Source organism: Bacillus niameyensis, assembly GCF_001375535.1.
Lineage (GTDB): Bacteria > Bacillota > Bacilli > Bacillales > Bacillaceae_C > Lederbergia > Lederbergia niameyensis.
Genome location: NZ_LN831197.1, coordinates 4,180,660 through 4,204,854, shown reverse-complemented (window position 1 = coordinate 4,204,854; position 24,195 = coordinate 4,180,660). Strand labels below are relative to the sequence as shown.

At 37.9% G+C, this 24,195-nt stretch carries 25 protein-coding genes and 14 tRNA genes (1 of these 39 only partly in view); 4 read left to right on the top strand and 35 right to left on the bottom strand.

The features are described 5' to 3' along the window. Positions 1-13: 13 nt before the first annotated feature. The 15 genes from BN1243_RS19410 to BN1243_RS19340 form a co-directional block, all read right to left on the bottom strand. Positions 14-1,492 carry a UDP-N-acetylmuramoyl-L-alanyl-D-glutamate--2,6-diaminopimelate ligase gene (locus tag BN1243_RS19410; RefSeq protein WP_062109595.1) on the bottom strand — a complete coding sequence of 493 codons (1,479 nt, stop codon included), beginning with the start codon at positions 1,490-1,492 and terminating at the stop codon, positions 14-16. A 102-nt stretch (positions 1,493-1,594) separates the two neighbouring features. Continuing rightward, positions 1,595-2,338, bottom strand: a complete 744-nt coding sequence (locus BN1243_RS19405) for an SDR family NAD(P)-dependent oxidoreductase (RefSeq protein ID WP_062109594.1) — start codon at positions 2,336-2,338, stop codon at positions 1,595-1,597. Between the two features lie 31 nt (positions 2,339-2,369). Next, complete coding sequence (locus tag BN1243_RS19400) at positions 2,370-2,870, bottom strand: DinB family protein (RefSeq protein ID WP_062109592.1); 501 nt, start codon at positions 2,868-2,870, stop codon at positions 2,370-2,372. A 32-nt stretch (positions 2,871-2,902) separates the two neighbouring features. After that, complete coding sequence (locus BN1243_RS19395) at positions 2,903-3,367, bottom strand: DinB family protein (protein ID WP_084782126.1); 465 nt, start codon at positions 3,365-3,367, stop codon at positions 2,903-2,905. Positions 3,368-3,437: 70 nt separating this feature from the next. Next, positions 3,438-3,962 carry a GrpB family protein gene (locus BN1243_RS19390; RefSeq protein WP_062109590.1) on the bottom strand — a complete coding sequence of 175 codons (525 nt, stop codon included), beginning with the start codon at positions 3,960-3,962 and terminating at the stop codon, positions 3,438-3,440. 9 nt (positions 3,963-3,971) lie between these two features. Beyond that, positions 3,972-4,325 (bottom strand): VOC family protein, encoded by a 354-nt coding sequence (locus tag BN1243_RS19385; protein ID WP_062109588.1) that lies wholly within the window; start codon positions 4,323-4,325, stop codon positions 3,972-3,974. An 84-nt stretch (positions 4,326-4,409) separates the two neighbouring features. Next, positions 4,410-4,952: a GNAT family N-acetyltransferase gene (locus tag BN1243_RS19380; RefSeq protein WP_062109586.1), complete on the bottom strand. Its 543-nt coding sequence runs from the start codon at positions 4,950-4,952 to the stop codon at positions 4,410-4,412. 287 nt (positions 4,953-5,239) lie between these two features. Next, positions 5,240-5,809, bottom strand: a complete 570-nt coding sequence (locus tag BN1243_RS19375; RefSeq protein WP_084782123.1) for a Uma2 family endonuclease — start codon at positions 5,807-5,809, stop codon at positions 5,240-5,242. A gap of 425 nt (positions 5,810-6,234) precedes the next feature. Further along, the gene (locus BN1243_RS19370) at positions 6,235-7,116 is read right to left on the bottom strand and encodes a GNAT family N-acetyltransferase (RefSeq protein ID WP_062109584.1); all 882 of its coding nucleotides are present in this window, start codon (positions 7,114-7,116) and stop codon (positions 6,235-6,237) included. Between the two features lie 114 nt (positions 7,117-7,230). After that, positions 7,231-8,232, bottom strand: coding sequence for a phosphotransferase enzyme family protein (locus BN1243_RS19365; RefSeq protein WP_062109582.1), 1,002 nt, complete (start codon positions 8,230-8,232; stop codon positions 7,231-7,233). A 52-nt stretch (positions 8,233-8,284) separates the two neighbouring features. Next, positions 8,285-8,791, bottom strand: coding sequence for a GrpB family protein (locus BN1243_RS19360; protein ID WP_062109580.1), 507 nt, complete (start codon positions 8,789-8,791; stop codon positions 8,285-8,287). Further along, entirely contained in the window at positions 8,785-9,813 is a 1,029-nt protein-coding gene (locus tag BN1243_RS19355; protein WP_062109578.1) for a serine hydrolase domain-containing protein, read from the bottom strand. The genes BN1243_RS19360 and BN1243_RS19355 overlap by 7 nt, the downstream gene beginning before the upstream one ends. A gap of 74 nt (positions 9,814-9,887) precedes the next feature. Beyond that, complete coding sequence (locus tag BN1243_RS19350) at positions 9,888-10,247, bottom strand: VOC family protein (protein WP_062109576.1); 360 nt, start codon at positions 10,245-10,247, stop codon at positions 9,888-9,890. A 36-nt stretch (positions 10,248-10,283) separates the two neighbouring features. Beyond that, on the bottom strand, positions 10,284-10,823 hold the full coding sequence (locus tag BN1243_RS19345) for a GNAT family N-acetyltransferase (protein ID WP_062109575.1): 540 nt from the start codon (positions 10,821-10,823) through the stop codon (positions 10,284-10,286). Positions 10,824-10,939: 116 nt separating this feature from the next. Continuing rightward, on the bottom strand, positions 10,940-11,158 hold the full coding sequence (locus BN1243_RS19340) for a hypothetical protein (RefSeq protein ID WP_062109573.1): 219 nt from the start codon (positions 11,156-11,158) through the stop codon (positions 10,940-10,942). A 158-nt stretch (positions 11,159-11,316) separates the two neighbouring features. Between BN1243_RS19340 and yidD the strand changes: the two genes are divergently transcribed. Further along, positions 11,317-11,544 (top strand): membrane protein insertion efficiency factor YidD, encoded by a 228-nt coding sequence (gene yidD / locus BN1243_RS19335; protein WP_062109571.1) that lies wholly within the window; start codon positions 11,317-11,319, stop codon positions 11,542-11,544. A 738-nt stretch (positions 11,545-12,282) separates the two neighbouring features. Further along, positions 12,283-13,203, top strand: a complete 921-nt coding sequence (locus BN1243_RS19330; RefSeq protein WP_062109569.1) for a metal ABC transporter solute-binding protein, Zn/Mn family — start codon at positions 12,283-12,285, stop codon at positions 13,201-13,203. Between the two features lie 56 nt (positions 13,204-13,259). On the opposite strand, the gene menC is transcribed toward BN1243_RS19330, so the two are convergent. The 6 genes from menC to BN1243_RS19300 all read right to left on the bottom strand — a co-directional run bounded on the left by menC (position 13,260) and on the right by BN1243_RS19300 (position 20,701). Then, the gene (menC, locus tag BN1243_RS19325) at positions 13,260-14,366 is read right to left on the bottom strand and encodes an o-succinylbenzoate synthase (protein ID WP_062109567.1); all 1,107 of its coding nucleotides are present in this window, start codon (positions 14,364-14,366) and stop codon (positions 13,260-13,262) included. Then, positions 14,363-15,850 (bottom strand): o-succinylbenzoate--CoA ligase, encoded by a 1,488-nt coding sequence (locus BN1243_RS19320; RefSeq protein ID WP_062109566.1) that lies wholly within the window; start codon positions 15,848-15,850, stop codon positions 14,363-14,365. The genes menC and BN1243_RS19320 overlap by 4 nt, the downstream gene beginning before the upstream one ends. 124 nt (positions 15,851-15,974) lie before the next feature. Then, the gene (gene menB, locus BN1243_RS19315) at positions 15,975-16,793 is read right to left on the bottom strand and encodes a 1,4-dihydroxy-2-naphthoyl-CoA synthase (protein ID WP_062109565.1); all 819 of its coding nucleotides are present in this window, start codon (positions 16,791-16,793) and stop codon (positions 15,975-15,977) included. Beyond that, positions 16,771-17,607, bottom strand: a complete 837-nt coding sequence (menH, locus tag BN1243_RS19310) for a 2-succinyl-6-hydroxy-2,4-cyclohexadiene-1-carboxylate synthase (RefSeq protein ID WP_195892164.1) — start codon at positions 17,605-17,607, stop codon at positions 16,771-16,773. Before menH ends, menB begins: the two co-directional genes overlap by 23 nt. An 11-nt stretch (positions 17,608-17,618) precedes the next feature. Beyond that, on the bottom strand, positions 17,619-19,361 hold the full coding sequence (gene menD, locus BN1243_RS19305; RefSeq protein WP_062109563.1) for a 2-succinyl-5-enolpyruvyl-6-hydroxy-3-cyclohexene-1-carboxylic-acid synthase: 1,743 nt from the start codon (positions 19,359-19,361) through the stop codon (positions 17,619-17,621). Continuing rightward, positions 19,358-20,701, bottom strand: coding sequence for an isochorismate synthase (locus tag BN1243_RS19300; RefSeq protein ID WP_062109560.1), 1,344 nt, complete (start codon positions 20,699-20,701; stop codon positions 19,358-19,360). The genes menD and BN1243_RS19300 overlap by 4 nt, the downstream gene beginning before the upstream one ends. Before the next feature lie 195 nt (positions 20,702-20,896). Here BN1243_RS19300 and BN1243_RS19295 point away from each other — a divergent pair, with 195 nt between their 5' ends. Both BN1243_RS19295 and BN1243_RS19290 read left to right on the top strand, forming a co-directional pair. Then, positions 20,897-21,829 (top strand): 1,4-dihydroxy-2-naphthoate polyprenyltransferase, encoded by a 933-nt coding sequence (locus BN1243_RS19295; RefSeq protein ID WP_062109558.1) that lies wholly within the window; start codon positions 20,897-20,899, stop codon positions 21,827-21,829. Positions 21,830-21,937: 108 nt separating this feature from the next. Continuing rightward, positions 21,938-22,681, top strand: coding sequence for a TraR/DksA C4-type zinc finger protein (locus BN1243_RS19290; RefSeq protein ID WP_062109556.1), 744 nt, complete (start codon positions 21,938-21,940; stop codon positions 22,679-22,681). Between the two features lie 240 nt (positions 22,682-22,921). Here BN1243_RS19290 and BN1243_RS19285 read toward each other — a convergent pair. From BN1243_RS19285 to BN1243_RS19220, 14 genes are all read right to left on the bottom strand, one after another. Then, positions 22,922-22,993 (bottom strand) — tRNA-Glu (locus BN1243_RS19285). An 8-nt stretch (positions 22,994-23,001) separates the two neighbouring features. Then, positions 23,002-23,092: transfer RNA gene (locus BN1243_RS19280), tRNA-Ser, on the bottom strand. Positions 23,093-23,150: 58 nt separating this feature from the next. Beyond that, positions 23,151-23,222, bottom strand: a tRNA-Asn gene (locus BN1243_RS19275). Between the two features lies 1 nt (position 23,223). After that, positions 23,224-23,300 (bottom strand) — tRNA-Ile (locus tag BN1243_RS19270). Positions 23,301-23,307: 7 nt separating this feature from the next. Next, positions 23,308-23,381: transfer RNA gene (locus BN1243_RS19265), tRNA-Gly, on the bottom strand. 17 nt (positions 23,382-23,398) lie between these two features. Continuing rightward, positions 23,399-23,474, bottom strand: a tRNA-His gene (locus BN1243_RS19260). A gap of 28 nt (positions 23,475-23,502) precedes the next feature. Further along, positions 23,503-23,575, bottom strand: a tRNA-Phe gene (locus tag BN1243_RS19255). An 11-nt stretch (positions 23,576-23,586) separates the two neighbouring features. Further along, positions 23,587-23,663 (bottom strand) — tRNA-Asp (locus BN1243_RS19250). Between the two features lie 5 nt (positions 23,664-23,668). Then, positions 23,669-23,742 (bottom strand) — tRNA-Met (locus tag BN1243_RS19245). A 19-nt stretch (positions 23,743-23,761) separates the two neighbouring features. Next, positions 23,762-23,854: transfer RNA gene (locus BN1243_RS19240), tRNA-Ser, on the bottom strand. An 18-nt stretch (positions 23,855-23,872) separates the two neighbouring features. Further along, positions 23,873-23,949, bottom strand: a tRNA-Ile gene (locus BN1243_RS19235). A 5-nt stretch (positions 23,950-23,954) separates the two neighbouring features. Then, positions 23,955-24,031: transfer RNA gene (locus BN1243_RS19230), tRNA-Met, on the bottom strand. 22 nt (positions 24,032-24,053) lie between these two features. Further along, positions 24,054-24,129, bottom strand: a tRNA-Ala gene (locus BN1243_RS19225). Between the two features lie 16 nt (positions 24,130-24,145). Then, a tRNA-Pro gene (locus BN1243_RS19220) sits at positions 24,146-24,195 on the bottom strand (it continues 27 nt past the right edge of the window).

Genomic DNA, 24,195 nt, shown 5'->3' with positions numbered 1-24,195 from the left:
GCTAATCCCAAACTTACTTTTGAGTTATGGCCTCTCTCGCTATCACTTTATCATCAAATGGAACAGTCTGATCCTTTAAAACTTGATAGGTCTCATGCCCTTTGCCTGCAATAAGCACAATATCTTTATGATTTGCTAGTTTGATTGCTTTATGTATCGCTTCTTCACGATCCACCACTAGTTCATACTGTGAAAAATCAGCTTTCTTTATTCCCATTTCAATATCTTGCAATATTTTTATAGGATCTTCAGAGCGCGGATTATCAGATGTAACAACAATAAAATCACTATATTGACTAGCTAATTCCCCCATAATGGGACGTTTCGCAGTATCGCGATCCCCGCCACAACCAAAAACAGTTATTACGTTGCCAGTTGCAAATTCTTTAATTGTTTTCAAAGCATTTTCTAAAGCATCTGGTGTATGGGCATAGTCTACTAAAACAAGGAATTCCTGATCTTCATCGACTATTTCCATCCTACCATCAACACTTTTTAATTCTGATAAACTGTTTTTAATATTTTCAAGAGGAATCCCTTCAAGTAAAGCAGCAGTTATCCCTGCCAAAGCATTATAAATATTGAATCGACCGACTAATTGAAGATCCATTTGGATTTCACCTTCAAAAGTAGATAATAAAAACTGAATCCCTTTTGAAGTCATACTAATATTTTTTGCAGTGACATCCGCGGTATTGTTGATTCCGTATGTGACCACTTCCGCCGTTGATACTTTACGAAAGTATTCACTACTTGGGTCATCTGCATTTAGAACAGCATACTTTCTTTCCTTTGGTGAATAAGAGTTTCCCAAACTTGAGAATAAACGACCCTTTGTATTTCTATATTCTTCAAAAGTCCCATGATAGTCTAAGTGATCTTGAGTTAAATTAGTAAAAATAGCTGTTTTAAAATGACATCCTAACACTCGTTTCGTATCTATTCCTTGAGAGGAAACCTCCATCACGCAATGACGAATATGTTCATCTCTCATTCTCCGAAGGTTGCGTTGTAAAATAGGAGATTCCTGTGTGTTAATATCAGTAGGATGCATCGTTCCGTTCATTTTAACACCGTTATTGCCCATCAGACCTGTTTTCAATCCATAGTCTGATAGTATCTTTTCAATAATAAAAGAGGTCGTCGTTTTTCCATTTGTCCCGGTAATTGCGATTAGATTCATTTCCTGTGATGGATAATGGTAAAAATGGGCAGCAATCACAGCCATCGCATGTCTTGCATCTTTCACAAATATCTTTGGAACATCAACATCCATATCCCTTTCAAGCACTAGGGCTACTGCGCCATTCTGAATGGCATCGTTTGCAAAAAGGTGCCGGTCTTGAAGAAATCCTTCGATTGCTGGTACACAAATAAACAAATTGCCTTTTTCTACTTTTCTTGAATCCATTTGCAGTCCTGTAATGTCGATGTCCAAATTTCCTACTGTTCTCTTAACGATAAAAAGGTCGGCAATCTCTTTTAATTTCAAAATTTACACCCCTCTCCACCTAAATTGCATTTATTTATAATTCGGCAATATAACCTACTTACTTTTGCATTTCACATATTCTACAGCCTTTTTATTAATCAATTAGTTTTCACCACTAATCCTGCCACCATCAACAACGAGTGATTGACCTGTTACAAATGACGACTTCTCTGAACTTAACCAAACAATTGCTTCAGCTACCTCTTCAGGCATCCCAATTCTCCCGATTGGATGTGCTTTATTTAACTTTGCTGTGACCCTGCCAACCCAATCCGTATGTATTGTGCCTGGACAAACGGCATTAACGCGTATTCCTTTAGAAGCATACTCCACTGCTGCAGTCTTTGTTAGACCAATAATGCCATGTTTGCTAGCACCATATGCAGCATGATGTTTAAGACCAATTAGCCCAGCAATTGACGAAGTGTTAGTAATAACTCCACCACCTTGCAGAGTCATTGCTTGTATTTGATGTTTCATACATAACCAAGTACCCTTTAAATTTACACTTATAATTTTATCAAAATCCTCTTCACTGCTCTTTGCCGTTAATCCGCCGATGCATATGCCTGCGTTATTAACACCTATATCAATTCGGTGAAATATATGGAGACAAGTACGCACTGCTTCTTCTACTTCCGATCCTGAACTTACATCAGCCTTTATAAAGGCACTTTCTACTCCCAAAGCCTCGCACTGTTCTTTAGTCCTTTTACCTTCTGTCTCATTTATATCAACTACAAAAATATTGGCGCCTTGCTGAGCAAAAGACAATGCTGTCGATTTACCAATTCCCGATCCAGCACCTGTAATAAATACCACTTTTCCTTTTAAATCTTCATACATAAAAATCCCTCAGTTCTTCTCTTTTATAACTTTAAATCATTTTTTTGATGATGTTTATTTGTCCCCTATGATTAATCTCATCTTCGAATACATGAAACCATTTGAAGTAACGATTAATAGGAGTGCCTTGATAGTACTCATCGATTGTGTGTAGCCACTGGTCATCGACTTCCTTAAACCTTTTTAGTGTATTACTTCTAACATCATTTAACTTTTGAATATAATAATTCAAATCATTTCCCCGGATCGTTTCTCTTGCTTCTCCCCCCAATCGAATCGCTGGTCCCCATTGAATCTCTTCATCTTCGTTTAATTCCCGCTCTTCAAATGTATTGACAAAGTAAGCATATTCAATGGCTGCGATATGTAATAAAAGGGCACCAATCGTATTGCTATTTGAGTCCAATAATGAATCAAGCTGTGGTTGGGTTAATCCCTCGACGCTGCTAAGAGTAATGTTTCTAGTGTAATTCATCATGCAGATTAGATAGCTAACCTGTTCTGCATGACCATCGATTTTAGTAATGAGCATTTTGTTTAACCTCCTATTAATAGAGTTAAAACTTACGAAAAGAAAACTTTCAATTGCTCGATATGGTGGGCATCGTGAGGTATAAACCCTATTAAATAGTAATAAGCTGAAAAGGGATTGCCCTCTCCATCAATATGTTCTTTTGTAAAATCTTCATCGGAAATGGACTCTAGTTGACGAAGAAGTTCGTTACGATAGTGGACTGTCTCACCAATGATTTCCTGTACTGTTTTGTTCTTTGCGTATTCTACCGCTTTTTTGTTGAACTCATCGAAATCAAGATGTTTAGCGGTCAAAGGTTGTTGACTTGTTATTCTCTGAATAGCTTCCTCAAGAAAATACTTATCCCAAAGCATAATATGTGCGATCATATCTTTCGGTGTCCATTTTCCTTCTGCAATCGGCGTGGCCCACATTTTCTCATCTAATTCCCTCATTGATTGTACATAAGGGATTAATCCCGAAAATTCATCTAGTAACTGCTCTTTATTTTGCAAAAAGTCGACCTCCCATATTTATAATTCACGTTTTTATACCATTCGACTTTAATTCCTATATTCCTCTTAGTTATCGTATTTCTAATTTTGTATACCAATCTAGTGCTTGCCGCTCGATTTCTATGGCAAGATCTTCCTTCCCCCTAATATACGATTCGATATCATCGGGAAACTCGTATGCCAACCGTTCTTTTAGATCGCCATATTGTTCCTTTATATTCGGATGTGTTCGCAAAAAGTCGCGAAAAGCGAGATGCCGTTTTATTTCAAAACTACCGATCTCGTAAATATGTACGTGATGAGTACGATCGTCTCCACCTTTTTTAAAATACCTTCTCCCCTTTATGCCATTCTCACCTTTTGGTTCATATCCTAGCGCTTGCATATTTAAGTTATATTGATCAACCAATTGAATATCCTTTACAACTGGCATGATATCAATAATTGGCTTAGCTTTTAACCCTAATACGGCCGTACTGCCAATATGGTGAATATCCACAATCAGTTCTCCAAAAAGCAGCTTTAGTTTGTTAGCCTCTTCTAAAAACATAGATGGCCAATTTTCATTATATGGATGTACTTCGACTTTTCTCATAATGTCACCTTATTTATGTTGAATCAGTCCAAAGCCAATTCCTGTTGGATCAACAAGGTATGCAAGATAAAATTCATCAAACTCCATCTTCTCTCGAACGATCATCGCCCCATGTTCTTTTGCTCTAGAAATAGAATCATCAATGGAATCCACTTCAATTTGGATTCTCGTTCCATGCGGGTAATCGTGAGGCCCTTTACTTATTCCGCCGTTCATCCCACCTCTCTCCGAATCTATTTCAGTGGAGACTGCCCAATAATCCCATTTCGGCTCAGAAATCTTCCACCCAAATACATTAGAATAAAAGGCAGCTGCTTTTTCTGGTTCCTGACTACTTAATTCGAATCCAATAACTTTTCCCATTTTCGATCTCCTTTTTTAACGCTATTTACGTACTCTAAAAGTAAAAAGGCCCATTCCCTTCGTGAAATGTCAATCCCTGTTGAACTATCGTTTACTAAAATACTCTTTTTCTAAAATAGAGTAATAATATTGATCAGTCCATTGGTTTTGCCAATAGAGTTCTTCTTTTAAAATAGCTTCCCTTGTCATCCCAAGGCGTTCCATTAAGGCTGCTGACCGTACATTTTGCGAATTGCACATACCTACCACTTTATGGGCACTTAATTTTTCAAAGGCAAATTTTAATAAGAGATTCGCCGCTTGACTTCCATATCCTTGTCCTGAAAATTCAGGGAGTATTGCATACCCAATTTCCCAGCTTTTTCGAAAATCAACATAACTCCATATTTGAGCTATGCCAATGGGCTTCCTACCTATTTCATCAACTAAAGACACTATAAAATCATAATTTTGTCCTTTTCTATCTTCGTCAATTCTTTCAATATACTTTTTATATACAACATCAATATCAGACTCGATAGACTCCTCATAGCTCCATAAGCTTTCATCACATTCTATCCTACAAATAAAATCCAAATCACTAAGCGACACCTTTGATAACCATAATTCCCCACTTGAAAACTTCATAAAATACCCACCAATCAGTAATTTCTTAGAACTAGTTCACTTATCGTGCAATCACCATCTTGACACTGTTCATTACGGGCATAGTAACCAAAAACTGCTAATGAAGTAATTCCCAATTGCCTTCAGTGTCAACATTTTCATTTAAGATATCGATAATTAAATTCATATAGATCTCTTCTTATATCCTCAATTTCCGCCGTATGCATGGCGCATTGAACAGTAGCGCATGCATGAAACCCCTTCCATTATTCGTGTTCTAAAGTATCAGGTTTTCTTTATACAAATCTTTATACAAATATTTGATTCAAATCTAATTCTAATCCAGATAAAACATGAACGGAAATCGCATCCTCTTTAGTAAAGACTCCCTGAAATTTATAGTTTCCATCAATTAAAAGATGAATTTCAACAGATTCGTTTGTTGGGTCAACAATCCAGTACTCCTTTACCCCCACTTCTTCGTAAAGTTGATATTTTATCCAGCGATCCAACTTCACAGATGAAGGCGAGAGGATTTCAATGATCAAGTCCGGTGCGCCATTACATCCTTTGTCATCAAGCTTATTTTGATCACATATAACCAACAAATCAGGTTGGACAACATTTTGTATTTCCGTATCTTGTTTATCTTCAACTTTTAATCGTACATCGAACGGTGCAAAAAACACCTCGCATTCCTTTCCACGCAAAAAGTTGGAAAATGCTGTGAATAACTCCCCAAGAATCTTTTGATGTCTTACTGAAGGTGCTGGTGACATATTGAAAATTTCCCCATTAATTAACTCAATCCTTTCACCCTCTTCCCACATTAGATAATCAGCATATGAATATTTCCTTTTTTCATTTGGAATGGCCATCTGAATCATTCCTTTCGACTTATTCTTAAGCTTATATTATCATAATCAGAAAAAAGCACCATGTGAGCTAATTCAACATTTCCATTTTCCCTCCATACGCCCCTTAACGATGGACAAGGGCAATTCATCTAAAAAATTCATTCAGAAACTTTTTTTAGTTTTTGGAAAAGTAACTTTCTCAATTATATATTCGTACATTATGTATCCGCTCAGACCTTGTATTTCTAAATTGCAAGTAATAAATTAACTCTCCATAAACAGAATTTATATTTTTCCCTTTTAAATATGGTAAGAATTCAGGATTTATTCTACTTTTGCATTTGATTCCTCCATAGCCAGAATGATCACCCATTCTTATTTACTATTTCATCTGACTTTTCGATGGGGGTCCATAAATTGGTGGAAAGCATTCATTCGTTGGGACTTTACGCTATTGAGGTTATAGGATGCTTTACACGTTCTGGAAAAATATAATTTCCATTTGTTAATACAAATAGCGTGTCATCACACTGAATTGGATTTCTTTCAAAAATCATTCCTTCATAATCTGGAGTATAATGAAAAACAATCTTTTTCCGTCCTTTGCCCACAATCGTATTTAATATCCGATTAATGTTCATCTCGTTTTTGCTGATTATGTCAAAAATATCAATTTGGTTTTCAGCTTTATTGAAAATCACAATAGCATCTTCAGAATCAAGGTAATAAAGATTATCACAAAAAACATTTAGGCAATAATACATGAAAATACCTTGTGAATTCAGTGTTGCAAACCGCTGAGAGACAGGAACTCTTTCTTTGGCAAATTCATAAATAAAATGAAGGTCTGCGATTTTTTCACTATCCAGCTTATAAAGTTTATTTTTTACTTTCTGATCAGACGAGAAATCCGTAGTATATTGAAATTCCTCTACTTTATTAAATCCAAATTTCGGATAAAAGTCTAAAACGCTTTGATTGGCAAAAAGATAGATAAAATCACACTTATTCTTATATTCTTCTAAAACTCGATTCAGTAAGCTTTTGGAAAGCCCCCTGTTTCGGTAATGAGGTTCGGTCATTACTGTTCCAATTTGTAATGCGGTATGTTGCTTGCCATCAACTAGTAAATCAAGAACATTCAACGAGACATTCGCAACTACTCTACCTTCATCCACATATGAAAAAGGAATGTAACTCCCTCCCCAAAAACCACTTTCATACCATTTTTTGAAATCAATCCCAAACACACTGTTTGCGAGCTCGAAAAAGCTTTTCCTAAGTGAGGCATGGTCACGATAATCTTTTATAAACTTTAGCTCTTTCATAAAGTGAAGCTCCTTGTCGCCAATTTATAATCCTCATATATTCATTTACTATTAGTCCTGTTGGTTAGAGGAGATTAATAGTAATTAGCAGACTCTACTATAAGTTTTGTCGTTTCACCATATATTAACTACCGATTCGTTATTTTCAATTCTTAATCTACTTTCCCTTAACCAATCGATACTCCATTGGTCCAAGTTCGAAAAATCCCAACTGCGATAACATCCTACATAAACAATGATTTCTCTTAATTGAAGGAAGAGCGGGATGTGTTTAAGCCACTCTATATCGAAATAGTTTTCTTCCTTATATCCTTTTAAGAAATGATCCATAAAAAGACGGGCTTGAAATTCTCTATTCGATCTCCCATCTTCCCCGCCAAATACATAAACAAAATAATATAATGGAATGGCAATATCCTCAGCGAACCAACTATATTGAGCTTCATCAAAATCAAAAAGAGTAATTGTTCCTTCGCCGTTCACGAGGAAATTTCCAACACCTATATCACCGTGAATAAGCCCATACGAATTTTTATCCTTAGTAATGTTTTCGTGTATTCTACTCATTAAATTGGTACTGGATTCAATCACCAAAGGTTGATCTGCTGGAACATATTTTTCTATATGTTGCAAGTAATAGTTCTGCCTCCAGTCGTGTCTCCGTATCGATTGATCATCGGGATCATATCCTTTAGATAAGGAATGAATCTTCCCCATAATCTTACCAAGTCTGTAATATAGGTTAGTGTCGTGTAAACAATCAGGGTAGCCAATTTTCTTACCTTCTGCTTTTACAAAAGAAGTAACAATAAAATCTATATTATTGCTATTAACAACTTCGACATAATTTCCTCGTAAAGACTTGATAGGACAGGAAACAGAAACGCCATTTCCAGCCAAATAAAGCAGCCAATCCATCTCTCCCTTTACTAAATTAACGCTGCGATGAGAACTTGGAGTAAACCTCAAAATATAGCACTGATTTTCTTTTTGATATTCGAATATGAAATTCTGCCAGTTTCCAATATGTAATAAGTCATTAATGGAAATGCCAAATCTATTTGCTCCTATACTTTTAACTTCCACATTAAATTGTTCAATAATTTCTTGTTCCATAGGTGTATCCCTCTTTACTCCAAAGGATCCGAAATTGTTCCTCTGGCTTTAATTAAATCTTCTCCAATATAGATTTAACAAAATCCGTTTTTTCATCTGCATATTTGTGTTTATCATTTTTATTGATTGTTGAAAGTCTCATTTTTAGCTGTTCATACTCAATTCTTGCCGCATCATTCGTTCTCAAATAATCTCTAAATTTCAACTGATCCGTTAGATACATACTTCCACTTTGATACATATGAATTTGATGTGTTCTTGGTTCACCCTTGCTGAAATAATATCGTTCTGGAAGTATATTTGTTCCTTTGTAGGAGTAGCCTATTTTTTCTAAAGGTGTAGCACAATATTCCCCATCCCCAAAAACTTTGATTTCAACTGCGATGTCAATGATCGGCTTTGCACTTAGATCCTTTACAGCTGTACTTCCAATATGGTGAATATCAACAACATATTTATTAATTTCCTTTTGTATTTTCTCCTTCTCTCGAAAAAATTCTTCATTCCATTTTTCTGTCCAAGGCACTAAAAAAACCTCACCTTTTGGAAGTCCTAGCATGTCATCACCTTAATTTCATTTTCAATCCCTTGCATAATCTCATATGCGCCTTCTGATTTGTTAGAACATACAACAACCTTAGTTCCAATAGTAGGATAAAAAGCAGAATGAAAGCTAACGCCAGGGTCATAGCCCATGACATGATACTTTATAACGCTCTTTTCATTTGTTTTAATCCACACACCATAACCATACCAATTGCCATCATCGTCTACTTGAGCATGGGGAGTAAGTAACAATTTAGTAGTTGATTCACTTAGAAGTTGATTACTCATAAGCGCTTCCCAGAGCTTAACCATATCATTAACTGTAACAAATGCTCCTCCGTCTGAGCCGCCTTTTACAGGTAATGAATAAATATTGGTTTTCCACGTATGATCGGGGTAATCAATATATCCTTGAGCGGTATCGGAAGGTAGTGAATCCAATTCAAAATAGCCTGACTCTAGCACGTTAGCTTTTTTAAAAATATTTTCTTGAACATAATCCGTAAAATTCATCTGACTTGCTTGTTCAACAATTAAGCCAAGCACGATATATCCTGCGTTATTATAATGAAATCTCTCTCCTACTCTATATTTCATAGATTGATTTTGAAATAATGGTAAAAAATCCTTTAAACTTCTTATTCTATACATTGGATTTTGAATCCATAACTCTTCAAAGTCATCCATTACTTCCTCATCAAAGTAATCTGGTATTCCAGATGTATGTGTTAATAAATGATGGATAGTAATTTCTTCAGAAAAGTGTGGGAAAGGTACATCTAGACACTCGTTCAACTTCATATCAAAGGCAATTTTCCCCTCGTCAACAAGCTGACAAATCGCTATGCCTGTAAATAGCTTGCAGCCTGACGCGATACCAAACCGAGTGGTTGGTTTATTCGTTATCTTTTCAGAACGATTAGCATATCCGTAGCTTACTGCTGCTAAAACTTCCTCTGCTTTGACTAAGACTGTACCTGAGAAATCACTACAACTCTGTATATCTTTTATACGTTTTAATAATTCTGCTTTCATTAAGCTCCTCCAATAATTTGATTACCTTTTGGCTACTAGACTATCCCCTTTTATAAGTCCTAGCAGTAAAAGCTTTATTTTGATTCCGCGATATGCCAACATACACCTGAAGGATCTATTAAATGGATTTCCCGTTTTCCCCAAGGGTATTCTGTTGGTTCCTTCACCTTAATCGGATAATTTTTATTTTGAATGTTATTCTGGATATTAGTCCACCACTCATCAAGGTCTGGGACGAGCAATTCAACCATAAAGTTACTTTGAAATTCTTCGTTATGAAAATTTTGGAGATAAAATTCTTGTTCATCCAATCGAAATATAGTAAGTCCACTATCCGAATACATTTTTTGAAAACCAAGGTCTTCAAAAAAACGCTTTGCTTGAGGATAATCTTCACCTGAAGGAATAAATGGACGTAGTTTGATTAAATCCATAACGCTCACCTCACTATTTTGTTTACTTTAGCTTTTTCACAAAATATTTCTTCTTTTTGCCCATTCATTCTCTAAAATACTCATTTCCCATAAACTCCAATATTCATTACCGTGTTTCCTTGAATCTCTTAGTAACCCCTCTTTTATAAAACCTGCTTTTTCATAACAGGCGATGGCCGTAACATTAAAGTCAAACCCCCCCAGACCTACTCGGTGCAAATGAAGCTCATCGAATGCAATTTTTAGGGTTTCCTTTATCATTTGCTGTCCTATTCCCTTGCCCCTTGTATTTTTATCACCGACTAATACTTTTCCAACTCTAGCAGACTTATTTTTCCTATCAATTTTCCCTAATGAAATATGGCCAATTACATTTTCAGTTTCATTATCTATGACTTTATAAACAAAAGTTTCTGATCCTTCCTTGTTGGCGCTTTCTATATATTTTTCCAACTGAACTTCATCAAGCGGATAATTAAACCCAGGCCCACCCCATTGGAGTAGGAATTCTGGAGTTTTAATCCATTGAATCAGTTGTTTAAAATCAGAACGCTCAAAATATTTTAGTTGAATCATAACTGTCTCCTTTTCACAAATTCACATACGCAACGTACTTAGATAAACTTTTGCATACCCGGTCTAATTCTCAATAAATGCTATCTTTGTTCCATCCATTTTTATGATTGAATTTTTCAAAAAAGAGGAACTGCCTTTCTTTCATTGGAGCCACAAAGATTGGCAATCTTCTTCCCTGTGATGTTTTCAAAATAATGTTGATGATTTTTCAACCGTTCTTTTGGATTTTGGATTATTTGCTTTGCCTTCAATTGAGGATGGCCATATCGCGTATTCCAAAATTCATAAGCTCTATATTCCCATGCAATTTTATTTTTGGCACTTTGTTCATTCATTGCAATAACCGCCTCCTAAAATGGACTAGACATTAATATTCGTTTAATTTCGATAAAACCCTGCATCAGTTGAAAATAAAGATTCATTATTTGCTTGTTTCCTTTCTTTTATACTAGAATAATGAAAGATGTTAAATTCGGTGAAAGAAGTTTTGCACATGTTAAAATCTCTCTTTTTAATGATCATTCGTTTTTATCGAAAATTCATTTCTCCACTGAAACCTCCTACCTGCCGCTTTTATCCGACTTGTTCCCAATATGGACTAGAAGCTATTCAACGTTTTGGTGCCATCCGCGGCGGTTGGCTGACGATTAAAAGAATAGGTAAATGCCATCCCTTTCATCCTGGAGGCATTGACCATGTTCCTGAAAAGAAAGAAAAATAACCGAGTTTAAAGGGAATCCCTGTAAGTTGGGAAGTTTTTTTATTTGAAGATGAGATTTTATACTTTTTATGAGGCATAATCTCTTAAGATTCATAAGGAATTCTTTCAACTTAGAGAGGGATTTTTCAACTTTTAAGGATTCTTTCAATTTTCCAAGCAGGACATGAGACACTTTTTCATGTACCGTTCGTCGAAAAAAAGGGCGCCTACGGGACATGAGATGCTTTATCACGGACCGTTCGCGGAAAAAAAAGGATACTACGGGACATGAGACGCTTTATCACGGATCGTTCGCGGAAAAAAAAGGATACTACGGGACATGAGATGCTTTATCATGGACCGTTCGCGGAAAAAAAAGGAACCTACGGGACATAAGACGCTTTATCACGGACCGTTCGTCGAAAAAAGAGGCGCCTATGGGACATGAGATGCTTTATCATGGACCGTTCGCGGAAAAAAAAGGAACCTACGGGACATGAGACGCTTTATCACGGACCGTTCGCGGTAAAAAAAGGAAACTATGGGACATGAGATGCTTTATCACGGACCGTTCGCGGAAAAAAAAGGAACCAATGGCCTCGAGACTCGGACTTTTTCAGTGCCCTCCTACTGAGGAGTAATATTTTTTCACATGAATGATGAATTTCTTGCTTGCTTTTCATCGTAAAATCCAGTAAGATAAATTCCGGAATACAAATCGTAATCATTACTATTTACACCGAGAGAATGGAGGCTACCATGAATAAATTTATTTTATGGCTCTTACCTATTTCTTTTCTTCTGTTGATGGCCGCCTGTGGCAATAACGAACAACATGAAGATGGGAAAATGGTTATATATACAACTGTTTATCCGCTCCAGTACTTTGCTGAACGTATTGGCGGCGAAGATACAATTGCAAAAAGCGTCTATCCACCTGGATCAGACGAACATACTTTTGAACCTTCTCAAAAAGATATGATGAATTTAGCTGATGCCGATCTTTTCCTATATATTGGATATGATTTAGAAGGTTTCGCTAAAAAAGCGGAAACTACGTTGAAAAATGAGCATGTCAAGATGGAAGCTGTTGGGGAGAAAATTTCTTTAGAACATGATGAAGATGAACATAATGATCACGATGGACATGATCATGGGGGTATAAATCCTCATCTTTGGATTGACCCCATTTATGCAAAAGAAATGGCGGAGCAAATTTTAAATAACTTAGTTGAATTACAGCCGGATCAGAAGGTAAAATTCGAAAAAAATTATCAAGAACTAGCCGAGGAATTAGATAGCTTGAATGAAGACTTTATAAAAATGGCGGAAAGTTCAAAACGAAAAGAGTTCGTTGTCGCGCATGCTGCTTATAGTTATTGGGAAACACGATATGGCTTAGAACAAATCGCCATCGCAGGGATTTCTTCATCTGAGGAACCTTCGCAAAAGAAATTACAGGAAATTGTCGAAACTATTAACGAGAAAAACATCCCATATATTTTAGTAGAGCAGAACATTAATTCCCGCTTAGCAGGTGTCCTTCAAAAGGAATCAAATACTAATATTCTGCACATTCACAATCTCGCTGTATTAACAGATGACGACATTAAGAACAATGAAACGTATTTCTCCCTTATGAAGAAAAATATAAATACTTTACAAGAGGCACTGAACTAAAGTCTTTTAAAAATGCTTTGAGCACTTTTGCATTAGCAGAAGTGCTCTTTTAAATGTTATACAAACTCTTCCTTATACAGTGTTATCTCTTTCATTCTTTTTAAATTCAAGGAAAAACCGAGTCCAGGACCATTAGGAACAACAATCTTCCCATTCTTCATTTCTATCAAGGGCTCGATAATATCTTCCTCCCAATAATGATTTGATGAAGAAAGGTCACCTGGGATGGAAAAACCGGGGAGTGAAGCAATCGCGATGCTATGTGCTTTCGAAATACCGAATTCAATCATTCCACCGCACCAAACTGCAATTTCATTTTCTACACAGAGATCATGTATTTGTTTTGCATTTTGTAAACCACCAACCCGACCGACTTTAATATTCACTACTTGACAACTTCCAAGCTGAATAGCGCTCTTGACATCATGTACACTTGTGATGCTTTCATCTAAACAAATCGGTGTTTGAAGCTGTTTCTGTAACTTTGCATGCTCTACAATATCTGTCACCCGGAGTGGTTGCTCAATCATGATTAGGTTAAATTCATCCAATGTACGGAGATGTTCGATATCCTGAAGTGTATAAGCCGAATTGGCATCAACCATTAACGGTACATCCGGAAAAACCTTTCGAATAGCTTTTAAAAACTCTATATCATTCTCAGGACTAATCTTTATTTTTATGCGCTCATAGCCACTTGTAGAAAACTGCTCAATCTGACGCAATGCCTCATTGATACTTTGTGTTGCCACAACTGCCCCAGCAAGAACTTCATTGCGGGTTCCTCCGAGCGATTCAGAAAGTGGTTTCCCCATTCGTTTACTATAAAGATCCCAAAGAGCTGTTTCTACTCCACTTTTCGCCATTTCATTCCGTCGAATAAAAGAAAATACATTAGTTAAATCGCGAGGATGTTCCACCGGTTGTTCCATAAGCTTCGGTAATAAAAAATCCTTTTGAATATGAAAGGCTGTCTTCACCGTTTCTTCTGTATACCACGGGGAGGAGAATGCTACTGTTTCCCCAAATCCTGCTACACCGTCCTGATCGATTAACTCTACGATGATCGCTTCTCGATTCTTCACAACACCTAAATGAGTAGAAAATGGCTTTTTCAAAGGCATGGAAATAATAGATAGCCGTGCTTTTTTGATATACATCATTGAGAGCGCCCACCTTCTACATAATAAATAAGCTCTCGCCTTAACAACTTATTCGAAGCATTCCTCGGCAAAGTATTAACTTGAATAATTCTCTTTGGTATTTTATAACGCGCCAATCGCTCATCGCAAAATTGAAGAATATTCTTTTCTTCTGCATGCTTCTTTAACACAACGAAAGCATAAGGAACTTGTCCCCATGTCGGATCATCTATCCCCGTCACGCCTGCTTCCACTACAGCGTGATGAGCCATTAATACTTCTTCTATTTCTGCGGGATATATATTTTCGCCACCGGAGATGATTAAATCAGAACGGCGGTCCACAACATATAAAAATCCTTCCTCATCCAAATAGCCCAAATCACCTGTTTTTAGCCACCCTTGATCAAAGGTTGACGCATTCGCATCTGGCCGATTTAAATAACCAGCTGTAATGTTCGGCCCCTTTAATTGAATTTCTCCTATTTGTCCAGCTTCTAAAAGTTCCCCGTTCCCATCCACTACTTTAATTTGTGCAGGGAAAAGCGGCTTTCCTGCCGATCCCAACTTTTTCAAACAATCTTCTGGTGAAAGAGTTGCTATTTGCGAAGATGTTTCAGTCATTCCGTATGTTTGAAAAATTGGTATCCCTTTATCAACACATTTTTCAAGAAGCGGGCGAGGCGCTGGTCCTCCTCCTAGAAGCATACATCGAACAGCGCTATGATATCCTTCATCATCTAAATCATCTAGCATTCGGTTCAACATAGCCGAAACTACCGACATAATCGTTATTTGCCCACTGCAAAGCAACTGATTCGCCTTTTTTTCATCAAACTGTTCCATTAAATAGACTGGCATTCCGTAGATTATACTCCTCATCAAAATGGACATGCCACTAATATGAAAAAGCGGAACAGCACAAAGCCATGCGTCATTCTCCCGAAGCCCAAGATTCAATGAAGAACCAACAGCACTCCACCAATGATTTCCGAAAGATTGCAGCACACCTTTAGGCTTGCCTGTCGTTCCCGAAGTGTACATAATTGAACAAACTTCATCAAGTAGAAATTCATTTCTTATTTCGATTTCTTGCAATGGAAGTGTACGTAATTGTATCGGAGTAAAGCTATTCATATCTGCTTTCAATTGTTGTAACTGTTCAGCAATCTTTGAAAAATCCTCATCATAGATCAATACTTTTGTTTCACTGTCTTCCAATTGAAATTGTAACTCTGATGCAGTTAATCGAAAGTTGAGAAAGACTATATCCACTCCTATTTGTTGAAGGGCATGAATAATAAAAACCATATCTGGGCGGTTTTTCATTAAGATTGCAACGCGATCATGTCGTTTTATCGATAAAGAAGCTAGCCTTTTAGTAAATTCTTGGACAATTTCTGCCATTTCACGAAAAGTCCAGGTTCTTTCTTCAAATACTAGAGCTTTGCGATCTGGAGTCAAATAAGCCCTTTGTAAAAGAAAATTGGGGATTGCTTCTTGCATTTGATCACTTCCCTTAAAAATGTCGAACTATAGATTATAGTTACCAAATTCCGTTGTTTGATCGTCTTTTCTATGTATTAAAAGAAAAGCTTGATGGATCTACCATCAAGCAGCTTTTACAATATTAAGGAAAACGCGGGAATTGATCAAAATCAGGTTTGCGTTTTTCTTTAAATGCGTCGCGCCCTTCTTTTGCTTCTTCTGTCGTGTAATAAAGAAGAGTAGCATCTCCCGCTAATTGTTGAAGACCTGCAAGACCATCCGTGTCAGCGTTGAAGGAGGCTTTCAAGAAACGAAGAGCTGTTGGGCTCTTTTCAAGCATTTCTTCGCACCATTTTACTGTTTCTTCTTCCAGCTGTTCAAGAGGAACGACAGTGTTCACTAAGCCCATATCTAAAGCTTCTTGAGCATTGTATTGACGGCACAAGAACCAAATTTCTTTTGCCTTTTTATGGCCAATAATCCGTGCCAAGTAGCCAGCGCCATATCCTGCATCGAAACTTCCGACTTTAGGTCCCGTTTGACCAAAGACAGCATTATCTGCAGCAATCGTTAAGTCACAAACAACATGAAGAACATGTCCTCCACCAATCGCATAACCAGCAACCATCGCAACAACTGGTTTTGGAATTACGCGGATTAATCTTTGTAAATCAAGGACATTCAGACGTGGGATATTATCTTCACCAACATAACCACCATGTCCACGAACTTTTTGGTCACCACCTGAACAAAAGGCCTTTCCACCTGCACCAGTTAGAATAATGACTCCAACAGATGAATCATCCCGTGCATACGCAAAAGCGTCAATCAACTCTGTAACAGTCCTTGGCGTAAACGCATTATGTACCTCTGGACGATTAATCGTTATTTTCGCAATCCCGTTATATGTTTCATAAAGAATATCTTGGTATTCCCTTTCACTTGTCCAAACAATCGACATTTTGATTAACTCCCCTTTCGACATTATCTATAAACTTCTTTACTATTGTACCAAAATAATCTGGCTTCTCCACGTGAATTGCATGTCCAGCTTCTAAAAACATATGAAGCTGTGCATGTGGAGCATAATCTTTCATATTGCCATTTAGCTGACAAAATTTTGTATCCAACTCACCGCAGAGAAGTAATAAGGGCATTTTAATATCTGAAAGCTCTGGCCACCATGAAGGCTGCTTTCCCGTCCCCATTCCCTTTAAGCTATTTGCTAACCCAATTGGATTCTGTTCAAGGCGATGAATTCTAATTTGTTCTTGTACTTTAGCTTCAAGCAGTTTCTGGCTGGAAAATAATGGGATATCCTCCCAATAATGAACAAATTCCTCTAATCCTTGATCAAGAATCATATTTGCTATTTTTTCATCTTGCTGGATGCGAGCTTTTTTTTCTTCAGCGAGTTGCAAACCAGGAGAGCTGCTTTCAAGGATTAGACTTGCCACTTTTTCGGGATAAAGTATGGCAAATGTAAGGGCAAGCCTTCCTCCCATCGAATAGCCTAATACATGTGCTTTTTCGATATTGAGCTGCTCTAAAAAAAAGGCAAGATCGGCTGCTACCGATTTGATATCGTATCTGTTCTGATCGGATGGTGAATCTGATTTACCATGTCCTAAAATATCAATCATAATTAATTGATAACTTTCTTTCCAATATTTTACGAATGGAAGCCATGTGCGATAGTCGCCTGTAAAGCCGTGGAGTAAAAGTAGTGGCGGACCACTCCCGACGATTTCATAATAATATTCGACACCATCCATCATTTTAGCCTTCATTTTTTAACACCTTGCAAATAACCATTTATTTCCCGAGAAATACTCTTCCACATTTCTTGATGAGACGTCAAATTTTGCATTCGATCTGTCGGAACTTCGATTACGTTTAACCCCTCATGATTAGTCGCATTCGAAATCGCAAGTTTATATTGATCCCAATCACTTATTTTCGTATATTTCCCGTTATACATACGAACAGCATGTTCAAAATCCAGTCCGGTCGGTGTTCCAAATAAAATTTCAAAATGCTTTGGCTCGGCTGCCTGAGGGAGATAAGAAAAAATTCCTCCGCCATCATTATTGAGTAAAATAATCGTTATATTTAATTTATGGAGCTTAGCAGCTAATAACCCATTCATATCATGGAAGAAGGAAAGATCCCCGATCACTAAAAAGAGAGGGCGTTTATGGACAGATACACCCATTGCTGTCGAAACGACTCCATCAATCCCATTTGCACCACGATTTGCCATTATATGGATATTTTTATCCGTTTTATGGAAAAATGTATCAACATCTCGGATTGGCATACTGTTTCCAACAAAGACTGTACTTTTAGCTGGAAGGCATTTCGAAAATTCGTAAACGGCCTTCCCCTCTTCCAGGTCATCCTCAAGGAGCATATAGTTTGAAATTGTTTCTTTTGCTATTTGATCGATCTTTTTCCATATCGATAACCAGCTTGTCATACTCCTCTTTTCTAATAAAATGCTAACTTTTTCACAAAACTCAACCTCATCACAATAAATCATTTGAGATGCAATCTGACTTGGATCACGCCAGCCAGCACCTCCATCAATTATGATGTGCTTTGCTTTGTTATATTTTTTCATAAATAAAGTAAGTGGTTTTGAAACAGGCATCGCTCCAAAACGTATAACTATATCGGGCTCTAAATATTCAACAGTATCCGATGATTTTAAAATGGCATCATAACTATCGATAACATGTCCATTCGGATCTTCCACACTTCTTAACTGGGATAGAGGATCCGCAAGAATTGGAAATCCTAATCTTTCCGCTAACTGCAGGACAGCAGATGGAAAATTTTGTTGATCAATTGGACCGCAAACGATGATGCCTTTTTCAAACGATTTTAACTGATCTGCCAATCTTTCTATCGCATCTAGTGATAAACTAAGGTGACCACTTTCAATTGTTAAGGGCTCCTCTTCATTCGTAAAAAGAACAGGATTTAAATTCGGAATTAATGGTTCGCGTAAAGGGAAATTCAAATGGACTGGCCCCTTTTTCAAAGCCATTGCTTCCTTCACAGCACGTCTAGCAGTTGTTTTAGCATAGATTGTTTGCCCACTATCAGGAAGTGCCATTTCACTAAACCAGCGAACGTGATGCCCATATAAATGAAGCTGATTAATCGCTTGTGGTGCGCCGACATCCCGCAATTCATGAGGACGGTCAGCTGTAAGGACAATTAGCGGGATTCTCGATAAGTCCGCTTCAACGACAGCTGGAAAGTAATTTGCTGAAGCTGTTCCTGAAGTACATAGTAAAGCAACAGGGCTTGCGGTCGCTTTTGCAAGCCCCAAAGCAAAAAATCCAGCAGATCGCTCATCAACCTCGATATAAACTTGTAAATCTGGATGCTCAGCCATGAGAAGCGCTAAGGGGGTTGATCTTGAGCCAGGACTAATAACGACATCTCTCACACCTGATTGAACAAGCCCAACTATAAAAGCTGCTAAATATTGCGTAAGTGCTTCTTGATGTTGATTCATATTTCTTTTCCCCCTATCGCATTTAACATTGGCTTGAATTTCACGCGAGTTTCTCTCAATTCCTTTTCAGCAACTGAATCTGAAACTAATCCGCAACCGGCGTACAAATAAGCTGAATTGCCTTTCAGCAGCCCAGAACGAATGCCTACGATAAATTCTCCATTCCCTTGAAAGTCTGTCCAACCAATTGGGCTTCCGTAAAAACCGCGATCCATCTCTTCATTCTCCCGGATCAGTTTCATCGCCGGTTTCCGAGGTACTCCACCTAATGCAGGTGTTGGATGTAGATCTTTTACTAATGAAAAAATGTTACCTTTCTTATTAATTTTCCCAACAACCGGTGTATATAAGTGCTGGATATAAGGAGTTTTCATCAATATTGGATCCCCTGGTATTGATAGTTGGTTACAATAAGGCCTTAAAGCATCCTCAATCATGGAAACAACGAGTTCATGCTCGAATAGATTTTTCGGATCATTTAATAAACCTTCTCCTAAATTCCGATCATCCTCCTCATCTTTTCCTCTTCTAGTAGATCCTGCTAAACAAGTCGATAATACTTCTGTTCCTGTTATCTTTACAAGTCTCTCTGGAGAAGCTCCAAGAAAGCAGCCATCTTCAGCTTCCATAGAAAAGATAAAACTTGATTGTTGCTGATCCGCTAATTGTTGAAGGATATAGGTAGATGATGGTTGATCTGAAAAGGACACTTTTAATTTTCTCGCCAATACTACCTTTTTCATTTCTGTTGATTTTAAAATATTTACTATATCTTTTACACTGTTTACCCATTTCTCAACATTAATTTCTTCCATGTCTTTAATATGCGGAGTATTTGTTGCGGCTGAATCCGTAGTGGTTGTTAATTGTTGAACAAACTCTTTGAGATCTTGTTCCATATAACCTTTACTCTCTGCCGACTCTAAAAAGTGATTCATCGTTATATAATATCGGTTGTTCGAAAAAGTTAACATGATTTTAGGTAAATAAAATAATGACTCACCGTAATGATCCCATTCACTCATTTTTATGCTTTCTGTATCAAAGGAAAAGCCCCCAAACAGAAGAGGCCCAGTACCTATAACATTATATGAATTATCGATAATTGCCGTTTTTAAAATTCTTTTCCACTGTTGGTCGATTTCATCAAACCGATTCATACTTGAGCTATTTGAAATAGAGGCGGATACTCCAAGTCCTACTATAAACGTTTCTCCATCTGGACTTCTCCAAAAAAAGCGTTGCCCCTTATATTGTGCTTGATTAATATTGTAAAATTCATATGGGTTGCAAAATTCTATTTGAGTTGTATGGCTAAAAAGCCTCTTTTTTCCGTTCATCTTTCGAATCTCTCCTAAAACCCTTCTTTGTCTGTACCTTACTATTATATATGAAGAGATCGCTTTAATGTAGCATTCACGCTTAAGGAAATCATTTCCCACTATTATTTTCGCTTTTTAGATTGACACTTTATTATACATTTCCTAAACTTTAAGGATAGGTTCTTTTTAAAATGATAGAGGAGAGACAAATAAATGAAGGTTCAAGCAAATTCTGTTGTACCAGCAGATAAAGGTTGGCGAATTTGGTGGCAATTAACACGCCCTCATACGTTGACTGCTGCTTTTGTTCCTGTACTACTTGGAACAGCATTGGCGGGGAAACAACAACATACTATTCATATTTCACTTTTTATTACTATGCTCCTTGCGAGTTTATTAATTCAAGCCGCAACTAATATGTTTAACGAATACTTTGATTATAAAAGAGGTCTAGATCACGAAGGCTCAGTTGGAATTGGTGGTGCAATCGTTCGAAACGGGGTCCATCCTAAAACAGTTTTAAAACTTGCTTTTACCCTTTTTGGAGTGGCCCTTATTCTTGGAGCCTACATTTCATTAAATAGCAGCCTTTGGATTGCTGTTGTAGGGCTAATCTGTATGGCAGCAGGTTATTTTTATACAGGTGGTCCACATCCAATTGCTTATACACCATTTGGAGAACTAACATCCGGATTTTTTATGGGCTTTATTATTATACAAATATCCTTTTTTATTCAAACTGGATCTATTTCAAGTCTAAGCATCCTCATTTCCATACCAGTGTCTATTCTAATTGGAAATATAATGCTTTCCAATAATATACGTGATTTGGACGGGGATAAAGAAAGCGGACGGAAAACAATCGCCATTCTAGTAGGAAGGCAAAATGCGATCAAGATTTTAGCAGCATTATTCATCGTATCTTACTGTTGGATTATCTTATTAGTTGTATTTACGGATACGTCTTATTGGCTACTTGTCACATTCATCAGTATTCCGAAAGCATATAAAGCAGTAAAAGGTTTTATTGGTAAAACAGAACCGCTTCATATGATGCCAGCGATGGTTGCTACCGCTCAAACTAACACGATTTTTGGATTTTTGATGTCGATTGGTTTAATTATCAGCTACTTTTCAAATTTCTAAACCCTTGTTTATCAAGGGTTTTTTTATTTATCAAGAAACAGGGAAAGATAAAATAGAACATAAAATAGATGTTCATACTCTGTAAAGAAATCTAAAGGAAGTGACACCATGATCTCAAAACAGCAATTATCACAGTTAAAAAAAGAATTATTGCAACAAAAAGAGCAATTTGAAATAACCTCTGATGAAGATAGTTTTAAAAATAGAAGTGCGCATGAAAATCTTGGAGAATTATCACTATATGATAACCACCCTGCAGATCTTGGAACAGGTTTTTACGAAAGAGAGAAGGATTTTGCATTATCTGTTCATGCACAGGATGAATATGGAAAAGTACAACACGCTTTAGAGGCAATGGAAAAAGGAAGCTACGGGAGATGTGAAGTATGCAATGTAGAGATTCCTTTTGAGCGGTTAGAGGTGCTTCCAGCCACTACATTTTGTAAGGAACACTCTCCAGATCAGGCAATTCCAACTGATCGCCCAGTGGAAGAAGACGTACTGGAACCCGCACATGATGATTCCTTTTCTTATCGGCTTAAAAGCCCTGTGAAGGATTATGAAGATATCTTTGAAGAAGTTGCAAAGTTTGGGACATCAGAAACGCCTTCAGATTTCATTGGTGATTACGATGATTATAACGAACTTTACCATGATGCGAGTAAAGATGGAACTCAGGAGGAATATGAAACTTTTAGTGTGACAGATATTACTGGTACCCATCGAGAAATACTTCAAACAGATGAACAAGTGGAATATAAAGAAATGTTAGATGAATTAGGAATGGAATCCGAACTTGGAGATATTCCCTATTATGAAAGAGACAGCTATTTAGAGGATGAGGAGCATTAAGCTGAATGTATGATTGTTAGATGCTTCTTGAGAAGCTTCATCAGCCTGTTTTGAAATTTTTAACGAAGAAATGTAAAAGGCTCCAAGAGGGGCTCAATTCTTGCGAATCGTAGGCATAGAGGACCTTCGGTTTTAAAAAGATATCTACCACCAATTATCTTATCTTTTAAGCTAAAATGAGAGTCAGATCAAAAAAGAAGGTCATGTCGTATAAGTAGACATGACCTTCTTTTTATTTGATGACCCCTACGGGATTCGAACCCGTGTTACCGCCGTGAAAGGGCGGTGTCTTAACCGCTTGACCAAGGGGCCATGTATAATGGCGGAGAAGGAGGGATTTGAACCCTCGCGCCGCTTACGCGACCTATGCCCTTAGCAGGGGCACCTCTTCAGCCTCTTGAGTACTTCCCCGTACATAAAACAATAATGTAAATATTGATTCCGGGTGATTATAATTTTTCAAAATTAACTCCGCAGGTAGGATTCGAACCTACGACCGATCGGTTAACAGCCGATAGCTCTACCACTGAGCTACTGCGGAATGGTGGGCCTAAGTGGACTCGAACCACCGACCTCACGCTTATCAGGCGTGCGCTCTAACCAGCTGAGCTATAGGCCCATAATGATGGAGCGGGTGATGGGAATCGAACCCACGACAACAGCTTGGAAGGCTGTAGTTTTACCACTAAACTACACCCGCATAAAATATTTTTTTCATGGGGCGACTAGTGGGAATCGAACCCACGAATGTCGGAGCCACAATCCGATGCGTTAACCACTTCGCCATAGCCGCCATGATATTGGCACCGTTATAATAAAGGTGGCTCAGGACGGAATCGAACCGCCGACACAAGGATTTTCAGTCCTTTGCTCTACCGACTGAGCTACTGAGCCACTATGTATTATGGCGGTCCGGACGGGACTCGAACCCGCGACCTCCTGCGTGACAGGCAGGCATTCTAACCAACTGAACTACCGGACCATTGATTGCGGGGATAGGATTTGAACCTATGACCTTCGGGTTATGAGCCCGACGAGCTACCAGACTGCTCCACCCCGCGATAATAATATTGATGTTTATGGCGGAGGAAGAGGGATTCGAACCCCCGCGCGGTGTAACCCGCCTGTCGGTTTTCAAGACCGATCCCTTCAGCCAGACTTGGGTATTCCTCCGTAATATGAAAGTAGCTATGGTGGACCTTGTAGGACTCGAACCTACGACCGGACGGTTATGAGCCGTCTGCTCTAACCAGCTGAGCTAAAGGTCCTTATTTGGTAGCGGCGGAGGGGATCGAACCCACGACCTCACGGGTATGAACCGTACGCTCTAGCCAGCTGAGCTACGCCGCCCCAATAGAAACTTTTATTAAAATGGTGGAGCCTAGCGGGATCGAACCGCTGACCTCCTGCGTGCAAAGCAGGCGCTCTCCCAGCTGAGCTAAGGCCCCAAATTGTTCTGAATAGTGGTCGGGAAGACAGGATTCGAACCTGCGACCCCTTGGTCCCAAACCAAG